Annotated in this window: 21 protein-coding genes and 1 pseudogene; 9 read left to right on the top strand and 13 right to left on the bottom strand. The window is 70.7% G+C overall.

What is annotated here, in order from left to right:
• The coding region (locus ACFPFQ_RS34655) for an iron-containing redox enzyme family protein (protein ID WP_379626566.1) at positions 1-259 on the top strand (259 nt) is incomplete at its 5' end.
• 31 nt (positions 260-290) lie between these two features.
• On the opposite strand, the gene ACFPFQ_RS34660 is transcribed toward ACFPFQ_RS34655, so the two are convergent.
• Positions 291-506 (bottom strand): hypothetical protein, encoded by a 216-nt coding sequence (locus tag ACFPFQ_RS34660; protein WP_379626568.1) that lies wholly within the window; start codon positions 504-506, stop codon positions 291-293.
• 60 nt (positions 507-566) lie between these two features.
• Here ACFPFQ_RS34660 and ACFPFQ_RS34665 point away from each other — a divergent pair, with 60 nt between their 5' ends.
• Positions 567-1,631, top strand: a complete 1,065-nt coding sequence (locus ACFPFQ_RS34665) for a helix-turn-helix domain-containing protein (protein WP_379626570.1) — start codon at positions 567-569, stop codon at positions 1,629-1,631.
• A 209-nt stretch (positions 1,632-1,840) separates the two neighbouring features.
• Here the strand turns inward: ACFPFQ_RS34665 and ACFPFQ_RS34670 are convergent.
• Positions 1,841-1,990 (bottom strand): annotated as a pseudogene (locus ACFPFQ_RS34670) (TetR family transcriptional regulator); the annotation flags it as partial.
• Positions 1,991-2,022: 32 nt separating this feature from the next.
• Between ACFPFQ_RS34670 and ACFPFQ_RS34675 the strand changes: the two are divergent.
• The 4 genes from ACFPFQ_RS34675 to ACFPFQ_RS34690 all read left to right on the top strand — a co-directional run bounded on the left by ACFPFQ_RS34675 (position 2,023) and on the right by ACFPFQ_RS34690 (position 6,230).
• The gene (locus tag ACFPFQ_RS34675; RefSeq protein WP_379626572.1) at positions 2,023-2,298 is read left to right on the top strand and encodes a hypothetical protein; all 276 of its coding nucleotides are present in this window, start codon (positions 2,023-2,025) and stop codon (positions 2,296-2,298) included.
• A 162-nt stretch (positions 2,299-2,460) separates the two neighbouring features.
• Positions 2,461-4,140 (top strand): AMP-binding protein, encoded by a 1,680-nt coding sequence (locus ACFPFQ_RS34680; protein ID WP_379626574.1) that lies wholly within the window; start codon positions 2,461-2,463, stop codon positions 4,138-4,140.
• A gap of 138 nt (positions 4,141-4,278) precedes the next feature.
• Positions 4,279-5,079 (top strand): enoyl-CoA hydratase-related protein, encoded by an 801-nt coding sequence (locus ACFPFQ_RS34685; RefSeq protein ID WP_379626576.1) that lies wholly within the window; start codon positions 4,279-4,281, stop codon positions 5,077-5,079.
• Between the two features lie 14 nt (positions 5,080-5,093).
• Entirely contained in the window at positions 5,094-6,230 is a 1,137-nt protein-coding gene (locus ACFPFQ_RS34690) for an acyl-CoA dehydrogenase family protein (RefSeq protein WP_379626578.1), read from the top strand.
• A gap of 35 nt (positions 6,231-6,265) precedes the next feature.
• On the opposite strand, the gene ACFPFQ_RS34695 is transcribed toward ACFPFQ_RS34690, so the two are convergent.
• The 9 genes from ACFPFQ_RS34695 to ACFPFQ_RS34735 all read right to left on the bottom strand — a co-directional run bounded on the left by ACFPFQ_RS34695 (position 6,266) and on the right by ACFPFQ_RS34735 (position 15,408).
• Entirely contained in the window at positions 6,266-7,312 is a 1,047-nt protein-coding gene (locus ACFPFQ_RS34695; protein ID WP_379626580.1) for an LLM class flavin-dependent oxidoreductase, read from the bottom strand.
• A 14-nt stretch (positions 7,313-7,326) separates the two neighbouring features.
• A complete protein-coding gene (locus ACFPFQ_RS34700; RefSeq protein ID WP_379626582.1) occupies positions 7,327-8,091 on the bottom strand; it encodes an enoyl-CoA hydratase-related protein in 765 nt (254 codons plus the stop codon).
• Between the two features lie 55 nt (positions 8,092-8,146).
• A complete protein-coding gene (locus tag ACFPFQ_RS34705) occupies positions 8,147-8,905 on the bottom strand; it encodes an SDR family NAD(P)-dependent oxidoreductase (protein WP_379626583.1) in 759 nt (252 codons plus the stop codon).
• A gap of 44 nt (positions 8,906-8,949) precedes the next feature.
• Positions 8,950-9,861, bottom strand: coding sequence for a hydroxymethylglutaryl-CoA lyase (locus tag ACFPFQ_RS34710; RefSeq protein ID WP_379626585.1), 912 nt, complete (start codon positions 9,859-9,861; stop codon positions 8,950-8,952).
• Positions 9,858-11,072, bottom strand: coding sequence for an acetyl-CoA hydrolase/transferase family protein (locus tag ACFPFQ_RS34715; RefSeq protein WP_379626586.1), 1,215 nt, complete (start codon positions 11,070-11,072; stop codon positions 9,858-9,860). Before ACFPFQ_RS34715 ends, ACFPFQ_RS34710 begins: the two co-directional genes overlap by 4 nt.
• A gap of 2 nt (positions 11,073-11,074) precedes the next feature.
• Complete coding sequence (locus tag ACFPFQ_RS34720) at positions 11,075-12,277, bottom strand: thiolase family protein (protein WP_379626588.1); 1,203 nt, start codon at positions 12,275-12,277, stop codon at positions 11,075-11,077.
• Between the two features lies 1 nt (position 12,278).
• Positions 12,279-13,043, bottom strand: coding sequence for an SDR family NAD(P)-dependent oxidoreductase (locus tag ACFPFQ_RS34725; protein ID WP_379626590.1), 765 nt, complete (start codon positions 13,041-13,043; stop codon positions 12,279-12,281).
• Between the two features lie 13 nt (positions 13,044-13,056).
• Positions 13,057-14,223 carry an acyl-CoA dehydrogenase family protein gene (locus ACFPFQ_RS34730; protein ID WP_379626592.1) on the bottom strand — a complete coding sequence of 389 codons (1,167 nt, stop codon included), beginning with the start codon at positions 14,221-14,223 and terminating at the stop codon, positions 13,057-13,059.
• A 90-nt stretch (positions 14,224-14,313) separates the two neighbouring features.
• The gene (locus tag ACFPFQ_RS34735) at positions 14,314-15,408 is read right to left on the bottom strand and encodes an acyl-CoA dehydrogenase family protein (RefSeq protein WP_379626594.1); all 1,095 of its coding nucleotides are present in this window, start codon (positions 15,406-15,408) and stop codon (positions 14,314-14,316) included.
• A gap of 99 nt (positions 15,409-15,507) precedes the next feature.
• Between ACFPFQ_RS34735 and ACFPFQ_RS34740 the strand changes: the two genes are divergently transcribed.
• A complete protein-coding gene (locus tag ACFPFQ_RS34740; protein WP_379626596.1) occupies positions 15,508-16,263 on the top strand; it encodes a FadR/GntR family transcriptional regulator in 756 nt (251 codons plus the stop codon).
• 98 nt (positions 16,264-16,361) lie between these two features.
• On the opposite strand, the gene ACFPFQ_RS34745 is transcribed toward ACFPFQ_RS34740, so the two are convergent.
• Positions 16,362-17,549, bottom strand: a complete 1,188-nt coding sequence (locus ACFPFQ_RS34745; protein ID WP_379626598.1) for an acyl-CoA dehydrogenase family protein — start codon at positions 17,547-17,549, stop codon at positions 16,362-16,364.
• Between the two features lie 210 nt (positions 17,550-17,759).
• On the opposite strand from ACFPFQ_RS34745, the gene ACFPFQ_RS34750 reads away from it, so the two are divergent.
• Complete coding sequence (locus ACFPFQ_RS34750; RefSeq protein WP_379626600.1) at positions 17,760-18,041, top strand: alpha/beta hydrolase; 282 nt, start codon at positions 17,760-17,762, stop codon at positions 18,039-18,041.
• Complete coding sequence (locus ACFPFQ_RS34755) at positions 17,969-18,343, top strand: alpha/beta fold hydrolase (RefSeq protein WP_379626763.1); 375 nt, start codon at positions 17,969-17,971, stop codon at positions 18,341-18,343. The genes ACFPFQ_RS34750 and ACFPFQ_RS34755 overlap by 73 nt, the downstream gene beginning before the upstream one ends.
• Here the strand turns inward: ACFPFQ_RS34755 and ACFPFQ_RS34760 are convergent, their stop codons facing one another.
• Positions 18,344-19,993, bottom strand: coding sequence for an AMP-binding protein (locus ACFPFQ_RS34760; protein WP_379626601.1), 1,650 nt, complete (start codon positions 19,991-19,993; stop codon positions 18,344-18,346).
• Between the last annotated feature and the right edge of the window lie 10 nt (positions 19,994-20,003).

A 20,003-nucleotide genomic window follows, 5' to 3' on the forward strand; every position in this document is an offset into this window, starting at 1 on the left:
CCGCCACGGAGCCAGCGCCGCCGCCCGACACTTCTACGACGTGCACGTCGTCGCCGATGCCCACCACCAAACCGTCGCCGCCCAACAGCTGGCCGTCGGGCTCGCCGAGCAGGAACCGCAGCTCGCCACCGACATCATCTTCGGAGCCGAAGCGGTGACCGCGGTCGAGGGAGCGCTCACGCGCTACCTGATGACGTGCTGGGAACGAGGCGAGAGCTCCCTGCTGCCGGCGACGACGAACGTCACCGAGGCCGCCTGACCCCGGCGCTCCGACCCCCGAACCGCGAGGGTCAGGCGCGTCGAACCCCGCACCATGCGGCCATGAACAGGGCGATCGTCTTCGTCACCCGACGCAGGGACGTGAGGTTGACGCGCTCGTCGTAGCCGTGGATCTCCTCGGCCTTCGGACCGTAGACCAGTGTCGGCAGGCCCTCGTAGAGGACGAACAACCGGGAGTCGATGTAGCCGGGGTAGCTGGTCAGGTGATGTTTGGAGCACCTCGACACCCTCGCCGACAGCTACATCGAACAACTTGCTGTGGACGGCACTGCACGGGCGGGCAACCGATGCGCAACGCAACGCGCTCGACCATTCCGCCGTACATCGAATACCACACGGTCAATGTCCAGGCCGGATATCTGGACGAGGTGTCACGAATACGCCGCGACCGCGAGACCGAGGTGACGATCCTGCTCTCCGACTTCCTCGGCCGCAGCCGCATCGATCATGCGTTGACCATGCGTGTCGCGCGGACGCTGGCACTGGCCGCCGACGATCGTTTCCTCGTCGCCGCCGCGGCAGGCTCCGCGATCGCCACGGTCCGATCCCGACTGAGCATCGCCAACGGCCGGGCCCAGGTCCATCCGCGCGGCGACGCGGTGATGATCCTGATCCCCGGCCCGCAGCCCACGCACGAGGTGTCGACCTGGGCCGATGACATCCCCCTTGCGCTGTCGCCGGTCGTGGACAGCCTGGCCGGGGTCCCTGCGGCGTGGCGGATCGCGCACGGACTGCTGATCGCCACGCCGTCGGGTTCGCGGAACCCCCGGACGCTGTCCGAGGGCAGGCCGTTCCTGATCGACACGATGCTCCCCGACCTGGCCGAGACGATCCGCACCGATGCGATCGGGCAGCTGCGGGCGCTGACTCCGGAGAGCCAGCGGCAGATCTGCGCCACCACGGAGACCTACATGCGGACCGGCTCCCTGCTGGAGACCTCACAGCTGCTGTACTGCCACCGCAACACCGTGCTCAAGCGGCTCGGCCGGTTCCGAGACCTGACAGGGCTGGACCCGACGGTGCCCTGGGACGCGGCGACGATCCGTCTCGCCCTCTCGGCGATCGACCGCGAGGCGACCGGCGACGTAGCCGGGCCGGACCGGACCGGGAAGGCCAGACCGGCCTCGCGTGACGAGCTACCCGCGGACGTGGTCGGTTACGGACTTCCCGGATGGCGAGTGGACGAGTCCACCATCGCGACCATCAGCGCCACCGCCGCGGCGGGGTCGAGGCCACCCCGCCCGATCAACGACTCCCACGTGCGGAAGTCGACCGCGTGCCGCGCCGCGGCCACGGTCACCTCGTCGCCGGCGAGCATCGTCGCGAGCCGCAGCGCAACACCGTCGGCGTAGTCGAAGTAGGACTGCACGGCCCGCGAGACGATGGGCATGACGTCGGCGTCGCGCAGCACGTTGGTCATCATCGTCGCGATGGGACGGTAGAACGCGTACAGCTCGCCCAACGCGACTGCCAGCCGCTCGTGCGGATCGGCGACCTCGTCCCACCCGTCGGCATCCGGCCACGGATTGAGCGCCCAGAAGTGCGCGGAGCAGGCGGCGAAGAGATCTTCGTCGGTCGGGAAGTGCCGGTAGACGGTGTGCCGCTGTACACCCGCCGCGCCCGCGATGGCCGCGACGGTGGTGCGCGCGGGGCCGATGGTGCCGTGCAGATCCACCGTCACCTCGATGATCCGGCGACGGGTGTCCTCCATGGCATCGGCCCGCGGGCAAGCTGATCAACAAGGTGGCCACGTCGTTCACCTCGACGGCCACCGCGCACGGCGGGCAGGAGTCGACCGTGCTGGCACTGAACAACACCTTCTACCACTGGGGCGCGATCGTCGTGGCGCCCGGCTACGCCGACCCGATCCAGTTCGCGGCCGGTAACCCCTACGGCACCAGCCACATCTCCAACAACGGCACCGTGCCACCCGGCGACACCGAGCTCGCCGCCGTCGCCTTCCAAGCCAGCCGCGCCGTCACCATCGCCGGTGCACTCAAGACCGGTCTCGCGGCCTGACCCCTTTTCCCACCAGTCCTGGCCCATCACCCGGGATCGCCATGCCGACCGACGCCGTCTGGTCCAACTTTTGGCCTGACCATTGATAAGTTCGATGATTTCTCGCTAGCATCGTGCCCCCGATCACACCGAGGCGCGTGCGACGAAGCGGAGATGACACGGATGGTCACTGCCGAGACCCCAGCCCTGACGGTGCACGATCGCTACGACGAGGCGTCGCAGGCCCGTTTCCGCGAGAACGGGTGGTGGCAGGGAGGTTCGGCCGCCGCCCTCCTGGACCGGTGGGCCGCGGAGACGCCCACCCGACGGTTCGTGTCCGACGGCACGACCGAGCTGGACTACGGCACGCTCCGCGACCGCGCGCATGCCCTCGGTGCGAGCCTGCTGCGCCAGGGCGTGAAGCGGGGGGACCGCGTCATCATCCAGCTGCCGAGCTGGTCGGAGTTCGTGATCTCCTACCTCGCCATCTCCCGCATCGGCGCCGTCACGGTGCCGATCATGACCGTGTACCGGCAGACCGAGGTCGCGCACGTCCTGCACAACTCCGGCGCCGTCGCGGCGATCACCACCGGGGCATTCCGGGGCTTCGACCACTCCGCGATGTTCCGGGCGCTGCAACGGGAGACACCGACCCTCGCCACGCTCATCATCGCGCGGTCCGAACCGCACGAGGGCGAGCTGGCGTTCGACGCCGCGAGCTCCACGACAGCGCAGTCGCCAGACCTGGGGGCGACAGGCCTGGGGGCGACAGACCTGGGCCCGTACCCGGAACCCGACGAGCCACACATCATCGTGTACACATCGGGCACCGAGTCCACCGCGAAGGGGTGCGTGCACACCTGGAACACCATCGCCTTCTCGGCGCACGGGCTCGCCCGCGATGTGTTCCAGACCCGCCCCGACGACGTCATGTTCATGCCGTCGCCCGTTGCGCACGCCACCGGGCTCCTCGTGGGCGTACTCGTGCCCCTCGCAACCGGATCCGAGACCCACCTGATCGACGTCTGGGAGCCGAACGAGGCACTGCGGCGGATCGAGCACTACCGCTGTACGGCGTCGGCCACCGCCACGCCGTTCGTGCGCATGGCGCTCGATGCCCAGCCCGATGCCCAGCGCGATCTCTCCTCCATGCGCTTCTGGCTCTGCGCCGGCGCGCCCATCCCCGAGGCTCTCGCCATCGACTTCGACAAGGCGTTCGACGGCGGCGTCCTCATGCCGCTCTACGGTTGCACGGAACTGCTCGCCGTCACCTGCTGCCATCCCGGCGACTCGCTCGAACGCCGCGCCGGATCCGACGGCACACCTGCGCTCGCCGGCGTGGAGCTCAAGCTGCTCGGCCCCGACGGCGACCCGGCATCCGTGGGTGAGGAGGGCGAGATCTGCTACCGCGGTCCAGGCGCCGTTCTCGGGTACTGGCGCGACCCCGAGCGCACGGCCGCGACCATCGATGCCGATGGTTGGCACCACACCGGCGACCTCGGACGCTTCGACGAGGCCGGCTACCTGCGCGTCACGGGTCGGCTGAAGGACATCATCATCCGCGGCGGTACCAACCTCAGCGCCGCCGAGATCGAGGGCTACGTCGCCGCCCATCCCGCCGTGGCGCAGGTCGCCGTCGTGCCCTACCCGGACGAGCGACTCGGCGAGAAGGCCTGCGCCGTGGTGGTGCCGATGCCCGGCGAGCAGCCGACGCTGCAGGACATCACGTCCTTCCTCAAGGAACGCGACATCTCCGTCCAGAAGCTGCCGGAGAAGATCGTTCTCGTCGACCGGCTCCCGACGACCCTCACCGGCAAGGTCCAGAAGTTCCTGCTCCGCGACGTCGCACGCGCGGGCGCCTGAGCGACCAACTCCCGACCGGCGGGAGCTTCCCCCGGTTTCGGACCGATGATATAAAGGTCTGGCCAAAGTTTGCCACCGGCACCGTCGTGGGCATCGGCGTTCGCTCGCGTCCCACCCACCGCCGAGGAAGAGGTCAGCATGAAGCCCGACGAGTTCACCGACATCACCTACGAGGTCGACAACGGCCTGGCCTGGATCACGATCAACAGGCCGGACCGGTACAACGCCTTCCGCGCCCAGACCGTCGACGAGCTCGTGCACGCCTTCAAGCTGGCCTGGGCCGACGACGAGGTCGGGGTGCTCTCCCTGACCGGTGCCGGAGAGAAGGCCTTCTGCACGGGCGGCGACCAGAAGCAGCGGATGGAGACGGGCGACTACGGCCCCTCGGCCACCGGCCTGTTCGAGGTCGACGCCCTGCACCGCGTCATCCGTGACGTGCCCAAGCCCGTGATCGCCGCGGTCAACGGCTTCGCCATCGGCGGCGGACACGTGCTGCACCTGCTCTGCGATCTCACCATCTCCGCCGACACCGCCGTGTTCGGACAGAACGGGCCGCGCGTCGGGTCGTTCGACGCCGGGTTCGGCACCGGGCTGATGGCCCGCGCCATCGGCGAGAAGCGGGCGCGGGAGATCTGGTTCCTGTGCCGCAAGTACTCCCCCGCACAGGCCGAGGCGTGGGGCCTGGTCAACAAGGTCGTCCCGGCGGATCAGCTGCGCGCCGAGGTGCGGTCCTGGGCGGACGAGATCCTGAAGCTCTCCCCCACCGCGCTCAAGGTGCTCAAGCAGTCCTTCAACTCCGACACCGAGCACTTCGCCGGCATCGGGCAGATGGCCTACTCGGCACTGAAGCTGTTCGGCGAGTCCGAGGAGGCACGGGAGGGCATCACCGCCTTCAACGAGAAGCGCGCGCCCGAGTTCGCCCAGTTCCGCACCCACTGAGAGCGAGCACCGACGTGCGGTTCACTGCCGAGCAGCGCGAGTTCGCCGAGGCGGTCCGCGCCTTCTGCGCCAAGGAGTGCGGCACCGCCGAACAGCGTGCGGCCCTCACCGAGGGCGGCGCGCTGGCCGACAGCCCGACCCTCCTGCGCCGGCTCGCCGAACTGGGCTGGCTGGGGATCTCCCTGCCGGCCGAGCACGGCGGGCAGGGCGGCACGTTCGTCGACGAGTGCCTGTTCCTGGAGGAGACCGCGCGCGGCCTCGCCCCGGTCATCGCCTACGGCACCGGGCTGACCGCGGCACAGACCTACCTGCACTGGGGCACCGACGCGCAGAAGCGCACCATCGTCGAGTCGATCTGCGCCGGGAACTTCGAGGCCATCGCCCTGAGCGAGCCGGGCGCCGGGTCCGACCTGGCCGCGGCCCGGATGCCCGCGGTGCGCGACGGCGACGAGTTCGTGCTCGACGGGCAGAAGACCTGGACCACCGCCGCGCACCTGGCCACCCACATCCTGGTGCTCACGCGGACCGACACCTCCGGCGGCAAGCACGAGGGTCTGACACTCCTCATGGTCTCGGCCGACGTGCCCGGCCTGGAGATCCGCGCCATCGACACGATGTACGGGCACACCGTCAACGACCTGTACTTCACCGGCGTCCGGGTGCCCGCCACCGCCGTCGTCGGCACCGTGGGCAGTGCCTGGCGCCAGCTCAACCGCGGTCTCGGGGTGGAGCGGCTGATCATCGCCGCGTCCAGTATCGGGGCCGCCGAGCGGTCGTTCGACGACCTGCTCGGCTACGTTCGCCAGCGCGAGCAGTTCGGCCGCACGATCGGCAGCTTCCAGGCCGTTCGGCACCGGATCGCCGACCTCGCCACCGAGATCGCGCTGTGCCGGACGTTCCTCTACGACGTGGCCGACCGGCTCGATGCCGGCGATGAGCAGTGCCTGTCCCGCGACAGCTCCACGGCCAAGATCCGGTGCACCGAGGCGGCGAAGGCCACGGCGCTGGAGGCCATGCAGCTCATGGGTGGCTACGGCTACGCCCGCGAGTACGGGATGGAGGCGCAGGTCCGCAAGGCACTCGCGCCGCCCATCTACGGCGGCACCAACGAGATCCAGCGGGAGATCATCAGCAGGAGCCTGGGCTTGTAGGTCACGACCCGACGCCCGTGGCGCAGCCGCTCGGGTCAGGGCGCCGGCTGCGGCACGGGCGAGAGTGCGGCGAGGATCTCCTCGGTCGCCTCCTCGAGCTCCTCCGGCACCAGTCCCCACGGCGGGGCACACAGGTTCAGGTGATCGAAGGTCGCGGCGTGGGCAGCGGCCCGGCGCGGCAGGTCGGCGGGAGTGCAGGCGATGCCGATCGCGTCGATCGCCGCGTCGGGGACGGCCGCGGCGGCACCCTGCACGTCGCCCGCCTTCGCCGCGGCCCGGATCCGCTGCTGCGCCCCGTCCCAGCCGTGCAGGGCGAACAGGCGGTCGTAGACCCGGGAGGCGGCGTACTGGGCGATCGCGAACGCCATCCGTTGCCGCGCAGCCTCCTCGTCCGCGTCGAGGGCGACCATCCGCATGCCCTTCACCACGAACCCGTCGAGCGAGCGACCCGCGTCCTCGGCACCACCGGCCAACTCGGGCCGCACGACCGCGTCGAGGTAGTCGGGGGTGGTCATCGGGTGGCACACGAGCCCGTCGGCGACCCGGCCGGCGGCCCGGACCATCCGTGGGCCGACGCCCGCGGTCCAGATCGGCAGGTGCTCCCGGATCGGAGCGGGAGTGCCCGCGGTGGGCACGAGGTGCAGGCGGTAGAAGCGGCCGTCGTGGTGGACCGGGCCCTCGTGCAGCCGCCAGAGCTTGCGCAGGAGGGTGACCAGTTCCTCCATCCGCACCGCGGGTGCCTCGCCGCTCGTGTTGAGCCAGTTCTCCATCATGCCGGCGGTGCCGTTGCCCAGGCCGAGGATGATCCGGCCGTCGGTCAGCTCGTCGAGGTCACGGGCCTCCGCAGCCCAGATCAGCGGCGAGCGGCCCACCCCGTAGGCGATGTCCGAGCCGATCGCGACCCGTTCGGTCGCCGCCCCCAGCACGGCCATCGGGATCGTTGCGGACCGGTTGTAGAGCTCGCCGGTCCAGACCGCGCCGAAGCCCGCCGCTTCCGCCCGGCGGGCCAGGTCGGCCGCCGCCCGGAAGCGCCGCGGCCCGCGTCCGCCGGTGAAGATGGTCAGCCCGTACTTCTCGTGCATCGTGCGCCCTCCGGTCAGGCGAACTTCGGTGGCCGCTTCTCGAGGAAGGCGCTGATCCCCTCGCGCGCCTCACCCGTCTCGAACAGCTCCTGGATCTGCTCGACCTCGTACCGCTTCCCCTGCGCGAACGGGAGGTCGAAGGCGGCATCGACGGTCCGCAGCACGGCGGCGAGCGCGGGCCGGGAGAGCCGGGCCAGCGACCCGCCCAGCTCGACGGCGGCGGCGCGCGCCTCCCCCACCGCGACCAGCCGGTCGACGAGCCCGATCGCTGCGGCCTCGTCGGCGGGTACCTGGCGCGCGGTCGCCATGATGTCGATCGCCCGCCCTCGACCCACCAGCCGCGGCAGCCGCTGCGTGCCGGCCGCACCCGGGATCAGGCCGAGCCGCACCTCCGGCAACCCGAAGGCGGCGGCGGCGCCCGAGACGCGCATCGTGGCGGCCATCGCCAGTTCCAGACCGCCGCCGAGCGCCAGCCCCTCCATCGCGGCGATGCTGATCAGGTCCGCCGCCGCGAGCCGCTCCACGACGTCGCGCAACCGGTTGCCGTAGGCGGTGAAGGACGCCGCATCGACGGTGCCCAGGTGCTTGATGTCCGCGCCGGCTGCGAAGAACCCGGGGATCGCCGAGGTCAGCACCAGCACGCGGGTGTCGCGCTCCTCCGCTTCGTCGAGCAGCGCGTTCAACCCGTCGATGATCGGCGGCCCGAGCGCGTTGGCCGGGCGGTGGTCCATCGTCGCGACGAGGACGCCGTCAGCGGCGTCCTCCCAGGTCACGGTCATCGTTTGTCCCTCTCAGGCGCAGCGCGGGAAGAAGACGAGGTCGGGGCCCGACCCCTCACGCCATCGTCAGGCCGCCGCTGACCGACAGCGTCTGGCCCGTGATGTAGCCGGCCGCGTCGGAGGCGAAGAACGCGACCGCGGCCGCGATGTCAGCCGGCTGCCCCAGCCGCTTCATCGGCACTGCGCGGACCATCCCGCCGATCACCTTCTCCGCGTCCTGTCCCGAGGCATCGGCGAACTTGCGCAGCGCCGGGGTGTCGGTGGGGCCCGGGCACACCGTGTTGGCGGTGACGCCCTTCGTCGCGATCTCGCGGGCCAGTGTCTTGGTGAAGGCGATGGTGCCGCCCTTGGCCCCGGAGTACACCGCCTCCAGCGAGGAACCGACGCGCCCGGCGTCCGAACCGATGTTGATGACACGGCCGAAGCCCCGCTCGACCATGCCCGGCACGACCGCCTGCGTCACCCGCAGCATGCCCTTGAAGTTGATCTCCAGAATGCGGTCCCAGAACTCCTCGGTGGTGCTGAGGAACGGCATGAAGTCGTCCCAGCCCGCGTTGTTCACCACGATCTCGACCGGGCCGAGCTCCTCCGTGACGGTCTTCACCGCGGCCTGTACCGACGCGGTGTCGGTCACGTCGGCCTGCACGGCGATCGCCCGGCCACCCGCCTCGACGATCTCGCCTGCCGTTGCCCGGGCGGCCTCGGCGTTCAGGTCCACGACGGCGACGGCGAAGCCCTGTGCGCCGAGCGTGGTGGTGATGCCCTTGCCGATGCCCTGCGCGCCACCGGTGACGAACGCGGTGCGGTTGCTCATGAGTCCTCTTCCTCGGGGATGGTCAGATGGTGTGCAAGTGCCGGTCAGTGCCAGTTCACGGGTCCGGCGATCAGCGAGTGGCTGGTCAGCGTGCGACCGAGCACCCGCTGCGCCGCGCGGGCCGCGTCGATCACCGCGTCGAGATCGAGCCCGGTGTCCACACCCATCTCGTGGAACATGCCCACCAGGTCCTCGGTCGCGATGTTGCCGGTCGAGCCCTGGGGCACCGGGCAGCCGCCCAGCTCGCCGAAGCTGGACTCGAAGCTCGTGCAGCCCGCCTCCAGCGCGGCGTAGGCGTTGGCCAGGCCCTGCCCGCGGGTGTTGTGGAAGTGCGCCGTGACCTCGACGTCCGGCAGCCGCTCCAGCGCCGCGGCGAAGAACTCCTGCGCGTACGCCGGGTTGCACATGCCGGTGGTGTCGCCGAACCCGACCTCCGTGGCGCCCGCCTCGGCGAAGCGCTCCGCGAGGGACAGGACCCGGCCCATCTCGACCCTGCCCTCGTAGGGGCAGCCGAAGGAGGTGGCGATGACGGCCGCGCAGCCGAGACCCTCGGCGCAGATGCGCTTCGCCATGACGTCGTTGTCCGCCATGGTGTCCGCGATCGCGCGGTTGACGTTCTTCTGGTTGTGCGTCTCCGAGGCGCTCACGAAGATCGCGGCGTCGTGGAACCGCTCCCGCACCTTCAGTGCGTTGTCGAGGCCCTTGCTGTTGGGGACCAGCACCATCAGCCGCACGTTCTCCGGGACATCGATGCGGTGGAGCACCTCGACACCGTCGGAGAGCTGCGGGATGACGTCCGGCCGTACGAAGCTCGCCACCTCCATGCGCGTGAACCCGGCACGCCCCAGCGCGTCGATGAGGCGGACCTTGTCGTCGGTCGGGATGTGCTCGGGCTCGTTCTGGAACCCGTCGCGGGGACCCACCTCGCGGATGTGGACCTTGTCGGGTCTCGTCACGATTCCTCCCGGAGTGTTCGTTCGAGCTCGGCCCGGTGCTCGGGGGCGGCGACGGTCACCAGGCGGCGACCGATCTCGGTGTGCGGGCACCCCCGCAGCCACGCGACCCCGTGCTCGGTGACGACGGCGTCGACGTCGGCACGGGCGGTGGAGACCGGGCCGCCCAGCACGGGCACGATGGTCGACGCGCCGCCCGCGGTGGAGCGCAGCGCGATGATCGACCGGGCGCCCGTACAGGCCGCCGCACCGGAGAAGTCGGCCTGGCCACCGATGCCTCCCAGGTAGCGCCCGCCGGCGACCTCGCTGCCGACCTGGCCGCCCAGGTCCACCTCGATGGCGGAGTTGATCGCGACGAGCCGGCGCAGCTGCGCGAGTACACCGGGGTCGTGGGTGTAGCTCGCCGGCTTGAAGACCACGGGCAGCTCGCCCAGCCGGGCGTAGAGCTCGGCGCTGCCGATCGCGGTGCCGGTGACCAGCAGCCCGTTGTCGATCTCCTTGTGCCGCCCGGTGAGCACGCCCTTCTCCACCAGCCGCAGCACCCCGTCGGTGAGCATCCCGGAGTGGAAGCCGAGGTCGCGATGGGCCGCCAGCCCGTCCATGATCGCCGACGGCAGGGCGCCGACGCCCACCTGGACGGTGTCGCCGTCCTCGACCAGCTCGGCGACGCTCGCGGCGATCGCCTCGTCGACGGCGTCCGGCTGCCGGTCCGGGGCCTCCGGGAGCGGGCGGTCGGTCTCGATCGTGGCCGCGAACCGGTCCAACGGGATGCCGGGGGTGCCGGTGGTGGCAGGCATCCGGTGATTGATCTCGCCGATCAGGACCCGGCTGTGCCGCGCGGCGTCGGCGGCGTAGTCCACGCCGATCCCGAAGGAACACACACCGTCGCGCGCAGGAGGCGAGACCTGCACCAGCCCGACGTCCCCGGGCAGCGCGCGCTCGGCGAACAACCGCGGCAGCACCGAGTAGTGCGCGGGCACGACCTCCAACCCGCGCGCCTTCCGCAGCTCCCCCATCGCCCCGTAGGACATCAGGGTGATCTCCGGAGGCACCGCACGCAGCCTGCGGTTGAAGCTCAGCCCGCTGAAGGCGCGCACCGGCCCGATGGCGGCGACCTGGTCGAGCAGGGCGTCGACGAGCGGGACGGCCTCGGCGCCCGCCTGGCTCCACCAGACACCGTCGCCGGTCCGCACATACGGCCTCAGATCGATCATGATCAGACCCGCTGCAGCAACGTGCCGGTACCCAGCCCACCGCCGCAGCACATGGTGACCAGCCCGAGCTCGACGTCGCGCCGCTCCATCTCGGCCACGATCGTGGCGAGCAATCGTCCACCGGTGGCACCGACGGGGTGCCCGAGCGCGATCGCTCCCCCGTTGACGTTGACCCGGTCCATGTCCGGCTCCAGCTCACGCGCCCAGGCGAGCACGACCGAGCCGAACGCCTCGTTGACCTCGAACAGATCGATGTCGGAGATGCTCAACCCGTTGCGTTGCAACAGCTTGTGCGTCGCCGGGATCGGGCCGGTCAACATGATCACCGGATCGACGCCAACGGTCGTCTGGTCGAGGATCCGCGCCCGCGGTGTGAGCCCGTGCTCGTCAACGGCGCGCTGCGAGGCCAGCAGAACGCCCGCCGCGCCGTCGCAGATCGGGGAGGACGATCCCGCGGTGATCCGGCCGTTCTCGGGTCGGAACACAGTCCGGAGCCCGGCCAGCGACTCGGCCGAGGTGCCGGGCCGGATCGTCTGGTCACCCCGGCGCACCTCGCCGTCGAGCTCCCCGTCGATCAACCCTGTCTCGATCAACCCTGTCTCGATCAACTCCGCGTCGAACCGGCCCGCTTCGAGCGCATCGACGGCCAGCCGATGGGAACGGGCGGCGAACTCGTCCATCTCCGCGCGGGAGATGTCCCAGCGCTCCGCGATCAGCTCGGCGCTCTCCCCCTGTGACACGAAGTCGTATCGCTCCCACATCCGCGCGGTCCACGGTTCGCCGTAGAGCTCGGAGATCTTCGCAGGGGAGTTCATCGGGACGTGCCCCATGTGCTCGACCCCGGCGGCGATCACGAGATCGTGCACGCCGGACGCGACGAGCGCAGCTGCCATCTCGCTCGCGGTCTGCGCGGACCCGCAGCGGCGGTCCAGCACGACGGCCGGCACCTCGGGCGGGTAACCCTCCTGCAGCCAGGCGTTGCGGGCGATGTTGCGCGACTGCTCGCCGAACGGCGCCGTGCAACCGACGACGAGGTCCTCGACGGATTCCGCTGCGACGTCGGCGCGGCTCAGCAGTGCGCGGTAGACCGCGCCGAGCAGTTCGTTGGGATGGGTGTCGCGGTACCAGCCCTTCTCCGGGTGCGAGCGCCCGAAGGGAGTGCGGGCCCCCTCGACGACGAAGACGTCCCTGCCGGTCAGCGGCACGTCAGATCACCGTCCCGCCGTCGACGGGCAGGACCTGGCCGGTGATGTACGCCGCGGCAGGCGAGGCGAGGAACACGAAGCTCGCCGCGATCTCCTCCGGATCGGCCCAGCGCTGCAGCGGGATCCGCTCCAGGGTCTTGGCCGCGAGCTTCTCGTTGTCGCGGATGCCCTGCGTCATCGCCGTGGCCGCGAGCGGCGCCAGCGCGTTGACGGTGATCTGCTTGCGCGCCAACTCCTTGGCCAGCGACTTCGTCAGCCCGATGATCCCGGCCTTGGCCGCTCCGTAGTTGGCCTGGCCGATGGTGCCGACCAGGCCGGCGGCCGAGGTGACGTTGAGGATCCGGCCCGACCCGTCGGCGGGCAGGAAGGGCAGTGCGGCCTGGGAGCAGGTGAACGAGCCCATCAGGTGGATCTCGACGATGGTGCGGAACGCGTCCTCGGTCAGCTTTCCGAACATCGCGGGCGCGATCGCCCCGGCGTTGTTGACCAGGATGTGCAGGGTGCCACCGCCCAGGTCGGCGGCCTGCGCGGCGGCGGCATCGGCCGCGGCCCGGTCGCGGACGTCGAGAGCGGCGCTCTCGGCGGTGCCGCCGGCCAGTACGATCCGCGCCGCCACCTGCTTCGCGGCGTCGGGGTCGAGGTCGGTCACCAGCACCGCGGCTCCGGCGGCCGCGAAGGCCGACGCGACGGCGGCCCCGATCCCACCGCCCGCACCTGTCACCAGTGCCGTGCGGCCGTCGAGGGAGAACACGTCGAGCGCGGGCATCAGCAACTCTCCATCAGTAGCTCCGGGGCAGGCCGAGCACGTGCGAGCCCAGGTAGTTCAGGACCATCTCCTGGCTCAGCGGGGCGATCTTGAGCAGCCGGGCCTCCCGGAAGTAGCGGGCGACGTGGTACTCCTCGGAGTAGCCCATCCCGCCGTGCGTCTGCAACGCGCGGTCCGCCGCGGTGAACCCGGCCTCTGCACACAGGTACTTGGCCGTGTTGGCCTCCCGCCCGCACGGTTTGCCCTGGTCGTAGAGCCAGGTAGCCTTGCGCAGGGCCAACTCGGCCGCGTCGAGATGGGCCAGCGAGTCGGCCAGCGGGAACTGCAGCCCCTGATTCATCCCGATCGGGCGCCCGAACACCACCCGCTCGTTGCCGTAGCGCACCGCCCGGTCCAGGGCGACCCGGCCGATCCCGAGCGCCTCGGCGGCGATCAGCATCCGCTCCGGGTTGAGCCCGTCGAGGATGTAGGTGAAGCCCTTGCCCTCCTCGCCGACCCGGTCCCCGACAGGAACCATCAGGTCGTCGATGAACAACTCGTTGGACGTGACGGCGTTGCGACCCATCTTCGGGATCGGCCGGATGTCGATCTTCGACCGGTCCAGGTCGGTGAGGAACAGGGTCATGCCGTCGGTCTTCTTCGCGACGTCCTCGATCTTGGACGTGCGGGTGAGCAGCAGGACCTTCTCCGACTCCTGCGCCTTGGAGATCCACACCTTGCGCCCGTTGACGCGGTAGTGATCGCCTTCCCGCTTCGCGAAGGTCGTGATGCGGGTGGTGTCGAGGCCCGCACCCGGCTCGGTCACCCCGAAGCACACGTGCAGCGAGCCGTCGACGATCCGCGGCAGCGTGGCCCGCTTCAGCTCCTCCGACCCGTGCTTGATCACCGGGTGCATCCCGAAGATCGACAGGTGGATCGAGCTTGCGGCGTTCATACCTCCGCCCGAGCGCGCGACCTCCTCCAGGATGATCGACGCTTCGGTGATCCCGAACCCGTGCCCGCCGTACTCCTCGGGAGTGGTGATGCCCAGCCAGCCGCCTGAGGCCAGCGCGTCGTAGAACTCGGTGGGGAACTCGTGGTCGCGATCGTGCTCCATCCAGTACTGATCGTCGAACTTGTGGGCGAGCTCCGCGATCGCCCTGCGGATCGTCGCCTGATCGTCGGTGAGGTCGAAGTCCACCGCGGCACCTCCACGCCAACATTGGCCTAGGTTCGGTCCTATCCTAACAAAGGCCAGACCAAACGGGATCGTGCGTTCCCGTGCGCCCGGTCACCCTGACCCCTCGGAGCGAGCCGATACCAACGGCAGCCGGTCCGCCAGCAGGTCGTTCCAGGATCCGGGTGAGCCGAAGAGCTCGGCGTCGAGCTTGGCCCGCTTGTAGAAGATCTGCAGGTCGTGCTCCCAGGTGTAGCCGATGGCGCCGTGCAGCGTCAGCGCCGCGTCCGCGGCCTGCGCCGCCGATCCGCAGACCTGCGCCTTGACCGCAGCAGCGTGCAGGCTCGCATCCGCGTGCCCGGACCCGACCGACGCAGCAGCGAAGTAGACGATCGAGCGGGCCGCCTCGACCTTGACGAGCATCTCCGCCGCCGCGTGCTTCACGGCCTGGAACGACCCGATCGGCGCGCCGAACTGCTTGCGCTGCTGCACGTACTCCACGGTGTCGTCGAGCATGCGCTCCATCACCCCCAGCGCGTCGGCCGCGACGAGCACCGCCGCCCGCAGCGCCGCACCTTCCAACGCGGCCGCCACGTCGTCGACGGGGATGACCGTGCCCGTGGCGCCGTCGAGCACGACGTCGGCCACCGACCGGGAACGGTCGGTCAGTGCCCGGTTGCGCAGCTGCACGCGGGGCTGGTCGACCTCCACGAGGCGCAGAGCCGGCCCGTGCTCATCGGCCACCGGGACGACGAACCGCTGCGCGCGCTGCGCGGCCAGCACCGTCGCCACGGTGCCCACGAGCGCGCCGTCGCAGTCAGTGACTCCAGGTCCGCCCCCCGGCAACGTGCCGGCCGGGACCGCCAGCACGGTCGTCACGCCGTCGGCGAGCAGCGCCTTCGCCGCCTCCGGCATCGACGCGAGGGTCGGGATGGCCAGCATCGAGCCGAGCCAGGCCGAAGCCGGCGCCGCGACCCGGCCCAACTCCTCGGCCGCGAGCGCGAGCTCGACCAGGCCGCCACCCTCCCCACCGAGGTCTTCGGCCGACCCGACCCCGAACCAGCCGTCGGCGACCATGCGCTCGTCGAACCCGGAGTGGTCACCCGAGTCGAACCACCCGCGGACGGTCTCGGACGCGCACGTCTCGCTCAACCACTCCGCGAACACCGCGCGGAAGTCGGCCTGCTCGGCAGAGAGTTCCCAACGCATGGCGGGCTCCTACTCGACTCGCGGAGGCGGTGCTACCACGGCGCCCGCATCGGCAATGCTAGATTGGGTCTGACCTTTAGACCAGGAAAGAGGGCGGCCATGAGCTCCGGCGAAGCCAGGTCGGTGATCCGACTCTCCCCCATGGAGGTCCCCAAGGCATCCGACGTCCTGGCCAACGAGCTGCGCGAACGCATCCTCTCTGGCGAGTACGTCGAGGGCACTCCCCTGCCGCCCGAGCGCGAGCTCGTGGTGCAGACCAGGATGAGCCGCACCACGGTGCGCGAGGCGCTGCGGATACTGGAGGTGCAGGGCCTCATCCGCATCAAGGCAGGTCGTGCCGGCGGTGCCTTCGTCCAGAAGCCGGGCGAGGAGAACGTCGCCAGCACGCTCGACCTGCTCATCCGCGGACGTCAGCTGCGACTCGCCTCGGTGCACGAGACCCGAGAGGCCATCGAGCCCCCCTGCGCCGGACTCGCTGCCCTGCACCGGACCGCAGGCGACCTGCAGCGCCTCGAGGCCGCCAACGACGCGATCGTGGACAGCGCGGACCTCGACAGCTTCCTGCTCGCCAACGTCGACTGGCACATCGCGGTGGCCACGGCCGGCCACAACGAGATCCTGACCGGCATCATGATGGCGCTCTCCCGGGCCATCTACACCACCACGAACAACGAGGGCTTCGTCAACGACGAGGTCCGCTCCCTCGCGCTCCGAGCCCACCGGTCGGTGACCAGGGCGATCAGGGAGCGGGACGCCGACGCCGCGGTCCGTCGCATGCAGCGCCACGTCCACTCCTACGCCGCGGCCGCGCTCGCGGTGGACGAGCGCACGGTGGTGGCGGTCCCCGAGGACTAGGAGTGGCGGCCTGCCGGGTTGCAGGAAGGCCACCTTCCCGCAAGATCCTTGCGGGAAGGTGGCCTTCCTGCCATCCAGAGCCACCGGTCCCGACCGGTTCACGATCCGCTCCGCGGCAGGTGAAGCATCCGCTCGGCGACGATGTTGCGTTGGATGAAGGTCGATCCGCCTGCGATCGCGGTGCCGCGGGCCTGGTAGGCCAGCCGCTGCCAGCGACTCTCGGCGGGTGACTGCTCATCGGGCGCGAGCTGCCCACCCAGTGGCGACAGCGACTGCCGGAAGTCCGCGAGGTCCTCCACGAGCGGGCAGAAGTACAGCTTGCCGATGGACGTGACGGGCCCCGGGGGGCCGCCGTCGGCCGCGATCGTGAGCACGCGCTGGCCGATCGCGTGGTGCACCAAGGCCCTTCCGTAGAGATCGGCGATCCGCTGCCGCACGGTCGGGTCGGCCCCGAGGGGTGCGCCCGCGGCGTCGGTCATGTCGCGGATCTCGGCCACGATGTCGTCGACCGCGCGCTTCGTGTTGACCCGGCCGGTCGCGATGCCGACGCGCTCGAAACCGAGGGTGGCCATCGCGACGCGCCAGCCGCCGTTCACCTCGCCGAGCACGAGCTCGTCCGGCACGAACACGTCGTCGAGGAAGACCTCGTTGAACTCGGCCTCGCCGAGCATGTGGACGAGCGGCCGGACGGTCACGCCCGCGCTCGCCAGCGGCAGCAGGAAGTAGCTGATCCCCTTGTGCCGCGGGAGGTCCGTGCCGCCGGTGCGGGCCAGCAGGATGGCGTTGGTCGCCAGGTGCGCACGGCTGGTCCAGATCTTCTGCCCGGTGACCCGCCAGCCGCCGTCGACCTTCTCCGCTCTCGTGCGCAGCGACGCCAGGTCCGAGCCCGAGTCCGGCTCGGAGAACAGCTGGCACCACAGCTCGTCGCCGGTCAGGATCGGGCGCAGGAAGCGTTCCTTCTGCGCGTCGGTGCCGAAGGCGATGATCGTGGGGCCCGCGAAGTCCTCGCCGACCGTGTTGAGCCGATCAGGCGCGCCCGCGCGGTCCGCCTCGTCGGAGAACACGGCGCGGATCGTGGCGTTCGCGCCCTGGCCGCCGTACTCGCGCGGCCACGACATGCCCGCGTACCCGCCGTCGAAGAGCATCCGCTGCCACTGCCGCCAGAACGGCAGCTTCTCGGTCAGCTCGACGGGCTCGGGCCACGCGAGGCGCGGGAGCGACTCCGCGAGCCACGCCCGCACCTCCACGCGGAACCGCGCCTCGTCCGGGGAGTCTGCGAGATCCATGGATGCTCCTTCCGCGTACCGCTGCTTCTGCGTACTGCTGCGCGCACCCGGGAGCCGTTGACAACTCCACGCCCACCGGCTCGAGCACTGTCGATAGTTTTAATGGTCAGGCCGAATGACGAGTTTCGTGCGCCGGCCCCTCCGCTGTCAAGGAGTGCCCCGCACCGTCGCGTACCGACCGGCGCCGATGAAACACGTGGAGGTGGCTCGATGAGCACCAGGACCGAGTTCCGTTTCGAGGGCCGCGACGGCCTGCGGATCACCGGCTACCGCTGGGAGCCCGACGGGCCGCCGCGCGCGGTCGTGCAGCTCACCCACGGCGTCGGGGACCACCTACGCCGCTACGAACACCTTGCGCAGTCCCTCACCGCGGCCGGTTCTTCGTCCACGGCCACGACAGCCGCGGCCACGGGCAGACCATCGCCACGGCTGCCGAACCCGGCGTCATCGGTGCCGACGGCTGGACCCGCACCCTCGAGGACCTCGACGTGATGGTCGACCGCGGCCGCGCCGAGTTCCCCGACCTGCCACTCGTGCTCTTCGCCCACAGCATGGGCTCCTTCGCCACCCAGCAGTACCTGCTCGATCACAGTGACCGCGTCGACGCCGTCGCCCTGTCCGGCACGAGTGCTCTCGACCTCATCGAACCGGCGCTCGATCTCGACGCCGGCGTCAGCCTGGAGGCCTTCAACGCCCCCTTCGAACACCGCACCGGGTTCGAGTGGCTCTCCCGCGACGAGGTCGAGGGCGACCTGCTCACCTGGCTCGACCGGATCGCCCCCCGCACCCCCTGATCACACAGCCGGCGCGGAGCCGACGCCGTCGGAGCTGGTCATGCGGACCTCGTCCCACACGAGGAGCCCCTTGACCAGCTCCTCCCGGAGGACGAACTTCTGGATCTTCCCGGACGGGGTCAGCGGGAGCTCGTCGCGCACGGCCCAGAACACCGGTGTCTTGTGGGGCGCGATCCGGTCGCGCAGGAACGCCGTCAGCTCCTCGACACCGGGACGGTCGCGCCCCGCCCGCAGCCGCAGGACGGCACCCACCTGCTCGCCCCAGCGGTCGTCGGGCACCCCGATCACGGCCGCACTCTCGATCGCCGGATGGTCGGTGAGCGCGCCCTCGATCTCGACCGGGTACAGGTTCATGCCACCGCGGATGATCATGTCCTTCACGCGGCCGGTGACGGTGACGTAGCCGCGGTCGTCCATGGCACCGATGTCGCCCATGTGCAGCCACCCGTCGGTGTCGATCGTGGCTGCGGTCTCATCGGGCTGCGCGTAGTAGCCGAGCATGTTCTGGTAGCCGCGGCAGCAGATCTCGCCCTGGTCCCCGACCGGCACCGGATCGCCGCACTCCGGGTCGGCGATCTTCACCTCCAGCTGCGGCAGCGGCTGTCCGACGGTGCCGGCCTGGTCGTCGGGTGCGTCGGTGACGCGGGTCTGGCTGATCACACCGTGCGTCTCGGTCTGCCCGAACAGGATGCTGAACTCGCAGCCCAGCTCCTGCATGGTGCGCCGCACGAGCGACGCCGGCACGGCCGCCGCTCCGCTCAGGACCGTCCGGAAGCCGGAGAGATCGCGCCGGCCGCAGTCCGGGTGGTCGAGCATCGCGACGAGCATCGTCGGCACGAGCAGCGAGTGGGTCCCGCGGTAGGTCTCGAGCGCCTCCAGCACGTGTCCGGGGTCGAAGCCGGGGAGCACCACGAACGTGCCGCGCTTGGCCCAGGCCCCGAACGACGTGACCGCGCCCCCACCGATGTGGAACATCGGCATGGCGTTGACGTAGACACCGCCGTCGCCCATGCCGGCCCGCTCGGCCACGAACGTGGCCTCGTTCACCAGGCCCTTGTGGTGCAGCATCGCGCCCTTGGGGAAGCCGGTGGTGCCGGAGGTGTACTGGATCTGCACGACGTCGGTCGGCGTCACCTCCGGCAGGGCCCGATCGGGATCGGCGCCCGCGAGGAAGTCCGCCCAGTCCGCGAAGGAGACGATCTCCCGCAGCTCGGGCAGGGCCGAACGCAGGTCCTCGGCGAGCTCCCGCATCGCGAACCCGCGGTAGGAGTCCACGCAGAACAGCCCGGCTGCGCCGGACTGCCGCAGCACGTACTGCAGCTCACGGGTCCGGTAGGCCGGGTTGAGCGCCACCAGCACCATGCCGGCCAGCGCGACACCTTGCTGCAGGACGACCCAGTCGGCGCTGTTCGGGGCCCACACCGCGATCCGGTCGCCGGGCGCGAACCGGGCGAGCAGTGCCCGCGCGGCCCGCTCGGCGTCGCCGAGGAACTCCGCCCAGGTCCACTGCCGACGGCCGGCCGGGTCGACGACGCAGTCGACGAGCGCCACGCGGTCGGGCACGGTGGCTGCCGCGTGCCGGAGGACGTCGCAGACGGTGACATCGCGGACCTCGCCGGGTTCGGCCGGCCAGTAGGACTCGGTGCGCATAGCGAGGACC

The organism is Pseudonocardia sp. GCM10023141 (genome assembly GCF_042653605.1).